The organism is Acidisphaera sp. S103 (assembly GCF_009765975.1).
In the GTDB taxonomy this organism is placed as follows: domain Bacteria; phylum Pseudomonadota; class Alphaproteobacteria; order Acetobacterales; family Acetobacteraceae; genus Rhodopila.
On sequence record NZ_LMUJ01000067.1, the window covers coordinates 1 to 13,453 of the forward strand.

At 64.3% G+C, this 13,453-nt stretch carries 16 protein-coding genes; 11 read left to right on the plus strand and 5 right to left on the minus strand.

The window, feature by feature from the left end; translation table 11 throughout:
- Positions 1-189: 189 nt before the first annotated feature.
- The 3 genes from pheS to rpmI all read right to left on the minus strand — a co-directional run bounded on the left by pheS (position 190) and on the right by rpmI (position 1,910).
- On the minus strand, positions 190-1,254 hold the full coding sequence (gene pheS / locus GSQ89_RS24505; RefSeq protein WP_158930193.1) for a phenylalanine--tRNA ligase subunit alpha: 1,065 nt from the start codon (positions 1,252-1,254) through the stop codon (positions 190-192).
- 80 nt (positions 1,255-1,334) lie between these two features.
- Positions 1,335-1,691, minus strand: coding sequence for a 50S ribosomal protein L20 (gene rplT / locus GSQ89_RS24510; RefSeq protein ID WP_158930195.1), 357 nt, complete (start codon positions 1,689-1,691; stop codon positions 1,335-1,337).
- 15 nt (positions 1,692-1,706) lie between these two features.
- Positions 1,707-1,910 (minus strand): 50S ribosomal protein L35, encoded by a 204-nt coding sequence (rpmI, locus tag GSQ89_RS24515; protein WP_158930197.1) that lies wholly within the window; start codon positions 1,908-1,910, stop codon positions 1,707-1,709.
- A 1,136-nt stretch (positions 1,911-3,046) separates the two neighbouring features.
- On the opposite strand from rpmI, the gene GSQ89_RS24520 reads away from it, so the two are divergent.
- The 4 genes from GSQ89_RS24520 (at position 3,047) to GSQ89_RS24535 (ending at position 5,820) form a co-directional block, all read left to right on the plus strand.
- Positions 3,047-3,538, plus strand: a complete 492-nt coding sequence (locus tag GSQ89_RS24520) for a MarR family winged helix-turn-helix transcriptional regulator (RefSeq protein ID WP_158930199.1) — start codon at positions 3,047-3,049, stop codon at positions 3,536-3,538.
- Positions 3,539-3,629: 91 nt separating this feature from the next.
- Positions 3,630-4,334: a ribonuclease activity regulator RraA gene (locus GSQ89_RS24525; RefSeq protein WP_158930201.1), complete on the plus strand. Its 705-nt coding sequence runs from the start codon at positions 3,630-3,632 to the stop codon at positions 4,332-4,334.
- A 104-nt stretch (positions 4,335-4,438) separates the two neighbouring features.
- Complete coding sequence (locus tag GSQ89_RS24530) at positions 4,439-5,278, plus strand: SPFH domain-containing protein (protein WP_158930203.1); 840 nt, start codon at positions 4,439-4,441, stop codon at positions 5,276-5,278.
- Positions 5,278-5,820, plus strand: a complete 543-nt coding sequence (locus GSQ89_RS24535) for a hypothetical protein (RefSeq protein ID WP_158930205.1) — start codon at positions 5,278-5,280, stop codon at positions 5,818-5,820. The genes GSQ89_RS24530 and GSQ89_RS24535 overlap by 1 nt, the downstream gene beginning before the upstream one ends.
- Positions 5,821-5,951: 131 nt before the next feature.
- On the opposite strand, the gene GSQ89_RS24540 is transcribed toward GSQ89_RS24535, so the two are convergent.
- The gene (locus GSQ89_RS24540; protein ID WP_158930207.1) at positions 5,952-6,374 is read right to left on the minus strand and encodes a MaoC/PaaZ C-terminal domain-containing protein; all 423 of its coding nucleotides are present in this window, start codon (positions 6,372-6,374) and stop codon (positions 5,952-5,954) included.
- A gap of 14 nt (positions 6,375-6,388) precedes the next feature.
- Complete coding sequence (locus GSQ89_RS24545) at positions 6,389-6,862, minus strand: MaoC family dehydratase N-terminal domain-containing protein (RefSeq protein ID WP_158930209.1); 474 nt, start codon at positions 6,860-6,862, stop codon at positions 6,389-6,391.
- Positions 6,863-6,934: 72 nt separating this feature from the next.
- On the opposite strand from GSQ89_RS24545, the gene GSQ89_RS24550 reads away from it, so the two are divergent.
- The 7 genes from GSQ89_RS24550 (at position 6,935) to GSQ89_RS24580 (ending at position 13,385) form a co-directional block, all read left to right on the plus strand.
- Positions 6,935-7,738, plus strand: a complete 804-nt coding sequence (locus GSQ89_RS24550) for a metallophosphoesterase (protein WP_254073350.1) — start codon at positions 6,935-6,937, stop codon at positions 7,736-7,738.
- A gap of 108 nt (positions 7,739-7,846) precedes the next feature.
- Positions 7,847-9,550, plus strand: coding sequence for an allophanate hydrolase (gene atzF / locus GSQ89_RS24555; RefSeq protein WP_216856361.1), 1,704 nt, complete (start codon positions 7,847-7,849; stop codon positions 9,548-9,550).
- A 4-nt stretch (positions 9,551-9,554) separates the two neighbouring features.
- Positions 9,555-9,737, plus strand: a complete 183-nt coding sequence (locus tag GSQ89_RS24560) for a DUF4089 domain-containing protein (protein WP_158930211.1) — start codon at positions 9,555-9,557, stop codon at positions 9,735-9,737.
- On the plus strand, positions 9,734-11,104 hold the full coding sequence (locus GSQ89_RS24565) for an AtzE family amidohydrolase (RefSeq protein WP_158930213.1): 1,371 nt from the start codon (positions 9,734-9,736) through the stop codon (positions 11,102-11,104). The genes GSQ89_RS24560 and GSQ89_RS24565 overlap by 4 nt, the downstream gene beginning before the upstream one ends.
- A 3-nt stretch (positions 11,105-11,107) precedes the next feature.
- Entirely contained in the window at positions 11,108-11,491 is a 384-nt protein-coding gene (gene hpxZ / locus GSQ89_RS24570; protein ID WP_158930215.1) for an oxalurate catabolism protein HpxZ, read from the plus strand.
- A gap of 20 nt (positions 11,492-11,511) precedes the next feature.
- Positions 11,512-12,960 carry a dihydropyrimidinase gene (gene hydA / locus GSQ89_RS24575; RefSeq protein WP_158930217.1) on the plus strand — a complete coding sequence of 483 codons (1,449 nt, stop codon included), beginning with the start codon at positions 11,512-11,514 and terminating at the stop codon, positions 12,958-12,960.
- An 11-nt stretch (positions 12,961-12,971) separates the two neighbouring features.
- The gene (locus tag GSQ89_RS24580) at positions 12,972-13,385 is read left to right on the plus strand and encodes a DUF3830 family protein (RefSeq protein ID WP_158930219.1); all 414 of its coding nucleotides are present in this window, start codon (positions 12,972-12,974) and stop codon (positions 13,383-13,385) included.
- Positions 13,386-13,453 lie beyond the last annotated feature (68 nt).

Below are 13,453 nucleotides of genomic sequence, written 5' to 3' on the forward strand. Positions count from 1 at the left end.
GCCAATCTCATGCATCTGCGCGGCTTCTGCCAACTTCTCAAACCGCCGCAAAGCGTCAAGGGCGTGCCCGGACAGGGGGTCCTGATATGAGACAGTTTGATACCGTATCATATCAAGAAACGTGCCAGACAACCGTGGGACACGCCCGGCCATGGCGGATAGTGTGCGCTGGATCATGGTCTGCATCGATCAAACGCCCTCATGCAGCATGGTGGGGGCCAGCGGGTTGAAGCCGTAGTGTTTCAGCCAGCGCAGGTCGGATTCGTAGAACGGCCGCAGGTCGGCCATACCGTGTTTCAGCATGGTGACGCGCTCGACGCCCATGCCCCAGGCGAAACCTTGCCACTCGCGCGGATCAATGCCGCAGTTGGCGAGCACGCGCGGATGCACCATGCCGCTGCCGAGGATCTCCAGCCAATCGCCGCCACGGCCGAGTTCACCGGTCTTGCGGTTCCAACCGATATCCACCTCCATGGAAGGTTCGGTGAACGGGAAGTAGGAGGACCGGAACCGCACCGGCAGGTCGGAGATAGCGAAGAACGTGCGCAGGAAGTCGATCAGGCAGCCCTTCAGGTGACCAAGGGTAAGACCTCGGTCGATCACCAGGCCCTCACACTGATGGAACATCGGCGAATGCGTGGCGTCATGGTCGGCGCGATAGGTGCGGCCGGTGACGATGACGCGGATCGGCGGTTCCTGCGCCAGCATGGTGCGGATCTGACCAGGCGAGGTGTGCGTGCGCAGGACCGGCGGCGCCGCACCGTCGCGAGGCGGTAGATAAAAGGTATCGTGGTCGGCGCGGGCAGGGTGGTGCGCCGGAATATTCAGCGCGCCGAAGTTGAACCAATCGCTCTCGACATCCGGCCCGTCGACCACGGTGCAGCCCATCGCGCCGAAGATGGCGGCGATTTCCTCCATGGTGCGGGCGATCGGATGGATCAGGCCGGTTTCGCGCGGGCGGGGCGGCAGGGTCGGGTCGATGCGTTCGGACAGCAGGCGGACATCCAGGGCGGCGTCCTCCAGCGTGATTTTCCTGGCCTCGATCGCCGCCGTCAGCACATCCTTCAGCCGGTTAAGGGCGGCGCCGCGGTCCTTCCGCTGTTCCGGCGGAGTTTTGCCCAGGTCGCGCAGCAGACCGGTCAGGCTGCCGTTGCGGCCAAGAACGGCGATGCGGACGGCATCCCAGGCGCGCAGGTCGGTGGCGGCGGCCAGGTCGGCGTCGGTGGCGGTCTTCAGGGCTTCGAGGTCGTTCATTGGTGCATCCCGTACACGGAAAGGGCCGCCCTGGTCAGGCGGCCCCTTTTCCTTGATCGCGGTTTCGTTGGAAACCGGTATTAGGCCAGGGCGGCCTGAACCTTTTGCACGATCGCCGTAAACGACGCCGCATCGTCATAGGCGATGGCGGCAAGGACCTTGCGGTCCATCTCGATCCCGACCTTCTTCAGACCGCAGATGAACTGCGAGTAGGTCAGGCCGTGCTCACGGACGGCGGCGTTGATGCGCTGGATCCAAAGGCCGCGAAATTCGCGCTTCTTCACCCGGCGGTCGCGGTAAGCGTATTGGAGGGACTTCTCCAGGCGCTCCCGAGCGATGCGGTAATTGGTGGACGACCGGCCGACGAAGCCCTTGGATTGCTCAAGGACCTTCTTGTGGCGGGCGTGGGTGGTGGTACCCCGTTTGACGCGTGCCATATGTGCTGTTCTCCCTTAAGCGATGCCGTAGGGGGCCCACTGCTTGACGGTCAGCCCGTCAGCATGGGTCAGCGTCTGGCTGCCGCGATTGGTACGCTTGGCCTTCTGGCTGCGGGCGCTCAGGCAATGGCGCTTCTTGCCGGGTCCGGCCAGGACCTTGCCGGTCGCGGTGATCTTGAACCGCTTCTTGACCGACGACTTGGTCTTCATCTTGGGCATTTTGGTCTCCTTCATGTTCGCGCCTGCCCGCCCGGATGCGGGCGAAAACGGCAAGCAGTCGCGGCCGGGCATGCCCATACAGGCCCGGACTCGCAGACAGGGGCGGGGGTATAGCGGGCGCCGCTCCGGCAGGCAAGCGCCGATCGCGGTACGTAGACATCTATATAAAGTCATCCATTCGGTGACGCCGCCTGTGATCGACGCCCCGACGATCGCTATCCGAACGACCCACGCGGCGGATCGAGGCGGAACCGATCGCAATCCGCCCCGCCTCGCCGCGGGTTCGCCGACAGGTTGATTACCGATAAGTAATCCGTGTCTGGCGAATGACGACCGGACTGGCGTGCTTGAGGTCATTCCGGGGACAAGGACGTCGCGCCGGTGGCCGAACGTCCCGTCATCGTTTCAATTGAAGATCGGGTTGGAACAGGCGGAGCGGGCCGCACAACGCCAGCCTGCCAGCTGCCACAGCCCCGCTGCCTTCGGCATCCAGGGCCTGTCCGGGCGTGACAGGCGCCTGGCGCAGCGCCATCGTCGTGCCGCGGCAACCCTTTTACCGTCCAGCCCGATTGATTGGATTTCAAACCCCCCTGCCGTCGACGGGGTGGCAAAATTCTCCCTTCAGTCAGAATAAATCTAGGCATGGACAGGGATTTTCCCTATCGTCACGCCGGGCTCCATTCAGGTGCCCGTTACATTGTGCTCGTATGGAGTGCGTCCCCCGCGGAGCTGATTCAGTTGGTTAAGAGACAATCGGCAGCGGTGGGTTCGGATGTTTTGCAATGATCCCGTATGGCCGCGACGCCGGCAGTCAGCCAATATTTTGCCCGACGGAGCATGATCCCCCCTGAGCACGCACCGAGCCGATCCGCGGCCAATCAAGGCCCGGCGCGGCATTTGTACTGCGTCAGGCACGAATCACGCTTGACTCACGCCTACACGCGCATTTGATGCCTCGTGGTCCATGTCTCAATCATTCGATAAATCGGGTAGGTAGATCACTTTCGTGTTCACTGTACGTCGCAGTTATATCGTTTCCATCTCTTACAATAAAAATATGCACAAGGCGCCTGAATGCCGGTTGTGGCCCGGCCACTTTTCCGCCATGATTGTCGGGTGATTCGGGGTGGTTTCAAGTGAAAAAATCAGTAAACGCAGACGAAGGTGCCGCCGACGAATTCCGGCTGGAAGAGTTCCTACCGTTCCGTCTGTCCGTCGCCGCCGAATCCGTAACGCATCTGATGACCCGGCAACATCTTGCTCATACTGAATTGGCGATGCCCGAATGGCGACTGCTCGCCGCGGTCGGACGCTTCGGCGTCCTGTCGCCGACGGCGGCTGGTGAGCGGACCTCGATGGACAAAGTCAAAGTCAGCCGAGCCGCGGCCAGCCTGGTGGCGCGCGGTCTGCTCAGGCAGACACAAGACCCCGAGGACGGCCGTGGCCGCCTGCTGCGGCTCACACGAAAAGGCACGACCACCTATGCCGGAGTCGGGCCCATGGCGCGGGAAATTGAGGCCTCGCTGGCACCTAGCCTGACCCGGGCGGAATGGAGCGCCCTGCACAAGGCGTTGGCAAAGCTCAGCGTTCACGCACAAGCCATCCTGACCGACACAGAGTCCGAATAGCTGCCGCCCCGGACGGGGTATCTTGCGTGACCTGGCGAATGGCGTGTCAATAGCGCCGAATCTTGCCAGCCCATCAGGAGACGCCCGTTCCATGACGATCGACCCCGCGACCCTCGCCGCCCTTTCGGGGGTTTCGACCGCGACCATCACCACCGTGCTGCTGAAGAAAGGGCTGCGGAATGTCTGGATGCGCGGCACCCGCCCGATCAGGGCCGGCCAGCCCAGGCTGATCGGACGCGCCTTCACCCTTCGTTTCGTGCCCGCACGCGAAGACCTCGCGACGCCGGAATCGTGGTCGTCGCCGATCTCCACCCGCGCGGCGATCGAAGCCATGCCTGATGGCTGCATCACCGTTGTCGATGCCATGGGTGTCACCGACGCCGGCATCTTCGGCGATATCCTGTGCGCCCGGATGGCAAAGAAGGGTGTCGCCGGCCTGGTGACCGACGGTGTGGTCCGCGACCTCGCCGGTGTGCTGGGAACCGGGCTTCCGGTCTGGTGCCAGGGCGCCGCGGCGCCGGCCTCGGTTGCCGGCCTGACCTTCGTGAGCTGGCAGGAACCGATCGGCTGCGGCGGTGTCGCGGTGTTCCCCGACGACGTCATCATGGTCGATGACGACGGCGCTGTCGTTATTCCGCAGAAGCTTGTGGCGGACGTCGCCGCGCTTGCCGCCGATCAGGAGCGGCTGGAAGAATGGATCATGTCCCAGGTCAACGACGGGGCGTCGCTGCCTGGCCTGTACCCGCCGAACGCCGAGAACAAAGCCCGCTACGACGCCTGGGCCAAGGGTCGATAGCAACCTCGTCGAGGCGGGCGGCGTCGCGGGCATGTAACAAGTAATACACTTGACAGTTCCGGCGCCCGCCGAGGACGGTCCGGCACCAAATCAAGGATACCCCCATGGCCCTGAACCGACAGATCATCACCGCCCTGAACCGGGACGGGACCGACATGCTGGGCATGACCAACATTGCCCTGAAGCAGGCGGACGACAGTATCGTCTCCGGCTCGTTGCTCACCGTGGAAAGCAACCATTTCTGCGTCCTGAAGTCACGCGGCGCCGTCCTGCAGGTCTATGAAACCGGCCAGTACGCGCTGGTCACCCCCGACAAGCCGCTGATCGGGTCGTTGGTTCAGGGTTTCTGGGGCGGCAGTTCGCCGTGGCAGTTTGAAGTCATCTACATAAACCGCGCGAAACTTCTGGTGCGAAGCGAGGGGATCGCGACCACCGCTGAAATGGCCGAGGTCTCTTATCAGGTGGACTATTACGTCCATGTCGATACCGCCGACGCCGCGCTGAAACTCATTACGCATATGCCGTTCAGCGGAGTCGTCATCAACACCGACGAAATTGCCGCCTATGCCGGCCCCGCCATCGAGCAGGCGATCAACCAGGTCGTGCAGGTCACCAAACTGGAAGCCATCAACGAACACATCGGTGAGTTGCGCGAAGTCGTCAAAGAGCATCTCGCCGGCTTCCTGGCGATCTACGGCGTCATGCTGAACGACCTGAAAATCCTCGTCTTGCCTAAGGACGAACGGATGCGGGAACTGATTTCACTGCAGGCCGTCGGCCTGTCCCCCATCGAGGCGGTGCGCTACCACTTGGCCCTGCGCATGGCGGATCGTGGCCTGATCTCCGCCCCCAACGCCGCGGCCGGGGTCCCCTTCAACATCGGTGGCCAGTCCCTCGGTACCTTCCCGATTGACATGGAACCGCCAAGACGGAGCGGCACCTGATGTCAGGGTCGCCGTTCTACAACGTCGACGCGCTGGAACAGATCGCTATCAATCTGTTTTACGGCTGGGGTTACAATTTCTACCGCCTGGAGAACCAGCTTCGCGCCGACGACCTCATGGTCCGCGAAAAAGCCTGCTGGCTGCTCGGTCTTTCGCGTTCGATGATCGAAGTCGCGCAAAGCGCCTACCGCCGGAAGTATCTGCCGCCGCCGTCTCGCGCCAAGCCGCTGCCCGATCCCGACGCCGTCGCGGGAGCCCAGGCGTTGGAGGCACTGTCGGCCAGCATTGGCCAACTGGAAGGCACGATCCGCACGTTACCGGCGCCGGAAAACGATCGCATGACCCAGCGATATCGCCAGGAAGCGGAGACGTTGGTAGCGCTAGGGACCTGCGACCGGCGCCTGGTGGGATTGGCCGAAACATTGCGGCAAACGCTGGACGGCCACGATCATGACTGGATCCTGGCCAATCTGGCCTCGATCCAGGACGGGGTCGCGCTGATGACGGCGATCGTGCGGGACCGGCAGTCGTTGCTGAAGTGACATGCCCGTCATGGCCCGGCGTCAGTCCGAGCCATCCGCCCCAGTAAAGTGCTGGATCAGATGCCCCGGACTTCGCCGGCCCAAGACGAGCCTGATGTGTCAACGTCAACGGCGGCTGGTAGCTGAGAGCATCAGGGATCGATGCGAGCGGTCGCCGAACCGGCAACGACCTCCTTGCCGTCCTGGTTCTTGGTGGACAACGTCAGATCGACGTAGTGCTGCCCGCCTTCTTCCCGCAACGCGGTCACGGTCGCGGTGGAATCCAGCGTGTCGCCCGGCCACACCTGGTTGGTGAAGCGCACGCCGAATTTCGTCAGCGTTCCGTCGCCGACATAGTTCGTCAGCATTTTGCCGGTCAGTCCCATCGTCAGCATGCCGTGGGCGAAGACGCTGGGATAGCCGGCGGCCTGGGTCGTGTAGACCTCATCCGAGTGCAGCGGGTTGTAGTCACCCGATGCGCCAGCGTATTGAACGATCTGCGTGCGGGACAGGTTTTCCACCACGCGCTCGCTGTGGGTGTCGCCGACCTTCAGGGCGGATGCTTTCAGTGCCATGATGTTTTCTCCGCTCAGCCCTGATCCACGGGACGTTCCGTCGTGACGCCGACGCCACGGGCGGTCACCACCAGTTCGCCGTTCTGGTCGCGGTATTCGGTGATCCGCTCCCGGAATGTCAGCTTGCCGGCGCGCTTGCTTTCCCGTTCCCAGGTCTTGCCGGGCTTGGTTTCCACCGTCAGCACGTCGCCGGGCTTCAGGTGGCGGTGGTATTCGTAATGCTGTTCGGCATGCAGGCCGCCGGAGGAGGTGGGCTTGCCCTCGATCCCGCTGGGACCCTTGGCCGATCCGAACCATTTCTGCCCGGCTTTCGGGCGCAGGTGGTAGTCCGGGTCGAACTGAGCGACCGCCTGGGGGAAACTGGGTGGGGCGATGATGCCGGTGTCTTTCGCCGCCGCCGCGTCGTGATACACAGGATTGGTGTCGCCGATCGCTCGGGCGAACATCATGATGTGGCTCGCTTCCACGGGAAATGTGATTTTGGCCAAGGGTTCCCTCCGATTGCTTGTGCCTGGGCAGGTTAGCAGGCTTCGTAAAAGAAGAAACAGGCGGGCCGGGGCGTGAGGCGCCCGTTGCGCAGGGCGGGGATGCGAGCGGCGCTGGACGCAGCTGCCATCCCGACATTCAACGGCCCACGGCAGATGGCGGGGTCGGCGGAAGCCATCCGGTTCATGCGCGCACCCGGCCGCTTGCCGGCAGGCCGGCGGGTCTACGCGGTGGGCGACATTCACGGCTGTCGCGACAAACTGGTCGCGCTGCACGCCCTGATCGCGGCGGATATCGCGGCGCGCCCGACCCGGACCACGTTGCTGGTGCATCTCGGCGATTACATCGACCAGGGGCCGGACAGCGCCGGGGTCCTGACGGTGCTCACGGCCGCGCCGGCGGTGCAGGTCGTCAACCTGCTGGGCGATCATGAGCGGATGCTGCTGGACGCCCTGGATGGCGACCGCGCCGCTGCGACCGACTGGCTATGGGCGGGCGGGAAGGAGGCCCTGGCAAGCTGGGGCCTGGATCCGGACCTGCCTCGGGAAGCTTGGGAAGTGGCGTTACCCCCCCAGCATGTGGCGTTCCTGCGCAGCCTCGTGCTGACGCATCGGGAGGGCGGCTATCTGTTCGTGCATGCCGGCATTCGGCCAGGGATGGAACTGACGGACCAATCCAGGGATGACCTGACCACGATGCGCCAGCCGTTCTTGTCGTCGGAGCAGGATCACGGGTTCGTCGTGGTGCATGGGCACTCATCCAGCCCCTCGGTGCCGATCCTGGGCAACCGGATCGGGCTGGATACCGGGGCAGGAATCGGCGGCCGGTTGACCTGCGCGGTGCTGGAGGACGACCTGGTCGGCCTGCTGGCTGTTTGAGGCATCGCCTTGGCCCCTTTCTTGCCTAAATCCTGGCTGTAGGCGTGTTGCCCGTTCGCTGGCTGGAGATTGCCCGATGTATGGTCGTGACGTGGGTGGATTGGCATCGTGACGCCCGTACAGATGGCGGAGGCGGCGATTGCCGCCGACCGTGCCCATGCCGATCCGGCGATCTGGATTACCCGACGCCCGGATGACGCCGTGCTGGCGGAGGCCCGGGCATTGCAGGCCGAGGGACCCAAGGGCCGGCCGCTGTGGGGTGTGCCGTTCGCGGTAAAGGACAACATCGACGTCGCAGGGATACCGACAACAGCGGCATGCCCTGGCTTTTCCTATGTGCCGCAAGTGGGCGCACCTTCGGTCCAACAGTTGCTGCAAGCCGGCGCAGTGCTGCTGGGGAAGACCAACCTGGACCAGTTCGCCACCGGGCTGGTCGGCACGCGCAGCCCCTATGGGATCCCCAGGAACGTGTTCGACCCGGCATTGGTGCCAGGCGGATCGTCCTCAGGGTCAGCCTGCGCGGTGGCAGCGGGCATCGTCCAATTCGCGCTAGGCACGGACACCGCGGGATCGGGGCGAGTGCCGGCGGGGTTCGGCAATATCGTCGGATTGAAGCCAACAGTGGGCAGTGTGTCCGCCAGGGGATTGGTCCCGGCGTGCCGGTCGATCGACACGATCTCGGTGTTTGCCCGTTCGGTGGATGAGGCGCTGGCGGTGCAACGCGTAATCACGGGATACGATGCCGAAGACCCATACGCCCGAGCAGCGCCGTTCCCGCACCTGAGGCGCGGATTGGCAGGGGACTGCGTGGCGATGGCCGACGTGGCAGGGCTGTGCGACGCCGACGTTGCCCGGGCGTATCAGGTCGCCGGATCATTCCTGAAGGCGGCCCCGGTCGATATCGCGCTATTCCTGAACATTGCCCACCTCCTGTACGAAGGACCGTGGGTGGCCGAACGAACCGCCGCCTTGCGCGCGATTCTGGAGATGCAACCGGACATCCTCTACCCGGCCACCCGGACCGTCCTGGAAGCAGGCCTGGAACGCCGAACCGTGGATGCGTTCGACGCCTTTCACCTGTTGCAGCAGGCCCGGCGTCAGGCTGCGCTGCTATTCGCCCGATGTGACGCGCTGCTGCTGCCTACAGCGCCGTTCTGCCCGACCTTAGCGGAAGTCGAGGCCGATCCACTCGGTCCCAACAGCCGACTGGGCACGTTCACCAATTTCGCCAACCTCTGTGACATGGCCGGGTTTGCCGTTCCCATCGGCTTTACCCCGAACGGCACCCCGATCGGTGGCGTCCTACTCGGACCTGCCTGGTCGGAGGGGCGGCTTGCCGGGATCGCCGACGCCCTGCACCGGCATTGCGCCACGACCGTCGGAGCCACCGGTCTGGCGCTGCCGCCGCCCGCCGAACCGGACACGCTGGCGCCCGACGAAACCGCGTTGTTCTGCATCGGCGCACACATGGCCGGTTTGCCGTTGAACCCGCAGATCACGTCGCTGGGCGGCCGGTTCCTGCGCCACGCACACACGCAGCCGGACTATCGGTTGTTCGCGCTGGGCAATCGGCCAGGCCTGGTGCGGGCCGACGACGGGGCGTCTATCGCCGGCGAGGTCTGGACTTTGCCGACCTCCGCCATCGGAGCGTTGCTGGCCCAGGTGCCGCCGCCGTTGGGTTTCGGGACGGTTGTATTGGACGATGGCCCGGTCCTCGGGTTTCTGGCAGAGTCCGCCGGGATCGGGGACGCGCCTGACATCACCCATCTAGGCGGCTGGCGCGCCTGGCTGCGAACGAAATCCGGGGGCTGAGACAATGGATGAAGCGGCTTTGGACGCGTTGATCGATACCGGCACGGCGATGTTTGGCATTCAGATGAAACCGGAATGGCGGCAGGCGGTACGCATGCATCTGGCATTCTCGCTCGAACGCGCGGCCTCGGTGATGCAGGCCGACGTGTCCGACCATCTCGATCCGGCACCGGTGTTCCGGGCATGAACGCGGTTGAGATCGCCGCGGCGGTGACATCGGGACGCACCAGCGCGACAGCCGTGGTGGCAGACTGCCTGGCGCGGATCGACCGCCTGAATCCGGTCCTGAACGCATTCACCGCGGTGCTGGCCGACCGAGCCAAGGCACGCGCGGCGGCGATGGACGCGGCGGGGGCGAAGGGGCCGCTGGCCGGAGTGCCATTCGCGGTGAAAAACCTGATCGATGTGGCCGGGTTGCCGACGCTGGCGGGGTCGAAGATCAACCGCGATCATCCGCCGGCCACCGCCGATGCGCCGTTGGTCACGCGGTTGGAGGCAGCCGGCGCGATCCTGGTGGGCGCGCTGAACATGGGCGAATACGCCTACGACTTTACCGGCGAGAACGCGCATGACGGGCCGTCCCGAAACCCGCATGACACCAAACGCATGTCGGGTGGATCGTCGGGCGGGTCGGGCAGCGCGGTCGGCGGCGAATTGGTGCCGCTGGCGTTAGGCTCCGATACCAACGGCTCGATCCGGGTGCCGTCATCGTTCTGCGGCTTGTTCGGCTTGAAACCGACCTATGGACGGCTGACCCGGGCCGGCAGTTTCCCGTTCGTGTCTAGCCTTGATCACCTGGGGCCACTAACGCGATCCGTGGCGGACCTCGCGGTGTCCTACGACGCGATGCAGGGCTTCGATCCCGCCGATCCGGCATGCGTCGACCGCCCAGCCGATCCGGTGTCGGGGTTACTGGATCACGGCATCGGCGGGCTGCGCATTGCCACCGCGGACGGGTATTTCCGAACGGGCGCATCGGCCGAGGCACTGACCGCCCTGGATGCCGTCGCGAAAGCACTGGGTGCGTCCGAGACAGTGACGATTCCGCAGGCCGAACGGGCGCGCAGTGCCGCGTATATCATCACCACGGCGGAAGGGGCCGCGCTGCATCTGGATCGGTTGCGGACCCGGCCGGACGATTTCGATGCCGATGTTCGGGATCGTCTGATCGCCGGGACACTGATGCCCGCCGTGGCCGTCGTGCAAGCGCAGAAGTTCCGCCGCCGGTACCAGGCGGACGTGCTGCGGTTGTTTGAGCACGTGGATGCGATCCTGGCGCCCGCCACGCCGTCCGTGGCCCCGTTGATCGGGCAGAAAACCTTCGTGCTGGACGGCAAGGAAATGCTGTTGCGGCCGAATATCGGCATCTACACCCAGCCGATCTCGTTCATCGGCCTACCGGTGGTGGCGGTTCCGGTGCCAACAGCGGCGGGCCTGCCGATCGGCGTGCAGATCATCACCGCGCCGTGGCGAGAAGACGTGGCGCTGCGCATCGCCAGGGCGCTCGAAACCAACGGTGTCGCCGTGGCACCAACGGCGAAGCTGGAGGGCTGAGCGATGGACATAAACCTGCCCGATGTGAAAACCGAGGTCGAAGCCGCGTTCGCTCGGTATGAGACGGCGCTGATGAGCAACGATGTAGACACCTTGCAGGCACTGTTCTGGGACAGTCCGCATACGATCCGTTACGGCATCGGCGAAAACCTCTACGGGCACCACGAGATCGGGGCATTCCGCGCCGCCAGATCGCCGGCGGGACTGGCCCGGACGATATCGCGCACGGTCATCACGACCTACGGGCGGGACTCCGCCACCGCTTCGACGTTGTTCCATCGGGAAACCGTGCCCGGCAAGGTCGGCCGGCAGATGCAGACCTGGGTTCGGATGCCGGCTGGTTGGCGGATTGTCGCGGCGCATGTCAGCGTGATCGACAACCGCTGAAACAAGGGGGGCTTACTGTCATGGCTGATTATGATCTGGTGGTCGCCGGCGGCACGGTGGTCACGGCGTCGGATATGTTCCAGGCCGATGTCGGTGTCGTCGGCGGACGCATCGCCGCCGTCGGACTTAACTTGCGCGGTGAACGCACGGTCGATGCCCATGGCCTGCTGGTGATGCCCGGCGGCGTGGACTCGCACTGCCATATCGAGCAGTTGCGCGCGAATGGCGGCACCGATGAGGAGAGTTTCGTCACCGGCAGCACATCCGCGCTGGCCGGCGGCACAACCAGCGTCATCACGTTCTCCACCCAGTTCAAAGGGCATGGGATCCTGGAACCGTTGGCGGAATATCGCCGGCGGGCGTCCAAGGCGATGGTGGATTACACCTTCCACCAGATCATTACCGATGCAACAGATGAAGTTGTCTTCAACGAAATACCGCAAGTCGTCGCATCCGGCGTGCGCAGCCTGAAAGTGTTCCTGACCTACGAGCCGATGCACCTGGATGACCGCCAATTGATCCGCGTGCTGGCGGCCGCCAGGCGCACCGGAGCGCTGGTGACCATCCATTGTGAGAATTACGACGCGATCCGCTGGCGCACGGCGGCGCTGCTGGCGGATGGACGAACGGACCCGAAATACCACCCGTGGTCCCGGCCCAGCGTGGTGGAGCGCGAGGCGACCCATCGGGCGATCGCGCTGGCCGAGATGATCGATCAACCGATCCAGATCTTCCACGTTTCCTGCCCCGAAGTCGCGGAAGAAATCGCTCGTGCCCAGGCGCGCGGGCTGAAGGTCTGGGGCGAGACCTGCCCGCAGTATTTCGTTCTTTCAGCGCAAGATATGGACCGGCCGGGATTCGAAGGCGCCAAGTTCATGTGCAGCCCGGCGCCGCGCGACGCCGCCGCCAGCGAAGGCCTGTGGAAGATGATACGGGCAGGGGTGCTGGACGTGACGTCCTCCGATCACAGCGGCTCGAGCTATGAAACACCAACAGGCAAGCGCATCGCCGGACCCGATGCATCATTCCGGGATATTCCGAATGGCGTGCCGGGATTGGCGTCCCGGCTGCCGATCGTGTTCAGCGAAGGCGTGTCGAAAGGCCGCATCGACCCGAGCACCTTCGTGCGGCTGACATCGTTCAACCCGGCGCGGTTGTTCGGGCTGTATCCGCGGAAGGGAACGATCGCACCAGGCGCGGATGCCGATCTGGTGCTGTGGGATGCCGGCAAGGTCGTTACGATCAACAACGGGCTGATGCAACACATCATCGACTACACACCGTACGAAGGAATGGAGGTGACTGGCTGGCCGGTCTGCACCATCCGCCGCGGCGAGGTCGTCATGAAAGACGGTCTGGTGCAGGCCGAACCCGGCACCGGCCAGTTCTTGGCCCGCGGGCCGTATGACATGATCAAACCAACCGGGAACGTGCCGTTCGGCTTCGACGCCAGCGCGTTTTTGGTGTGAAGGGAAACCTCATGAGCCTGATCGATATCGTCGCCGGCCCCTACACCTTCAAGGCGAGGTTTGAGGACGCCGACGCACCAAAAACCTGCGCAAAATTCCGCTCTCTCCTACCATACCGGGAACGCATCATCCATGTCCGGTGGAGCGGCGAAGGCTGCTGGATTCCACTGGGCGACCTGGATCTGGGGCTGACATTCGAGAACGCGACCAGCTATCCGGCGCCGGGGCATTTGCTGCTGTATCCAGGCGGCTTCTCCGAGACCGAAATACTGCTGGCCTACGGCGGTGTTCAGTTCGCCAGCAAAATGGGGCAACTGGCGGGGAACCATTTCCTGACGATTGTGGAGGGGAATGAGAATCTGATCGCGCTGGGGAAGATGGTGCTGTGGCAGGGTGCGCAGGCGATCGAGTTCAAGGGGCCGTAGTCCTGTTCTTGGCCAACCGTCATGGCCGGGCGTGTCCCGGCCATCTTCGCACTGACGGACGAAGCGCG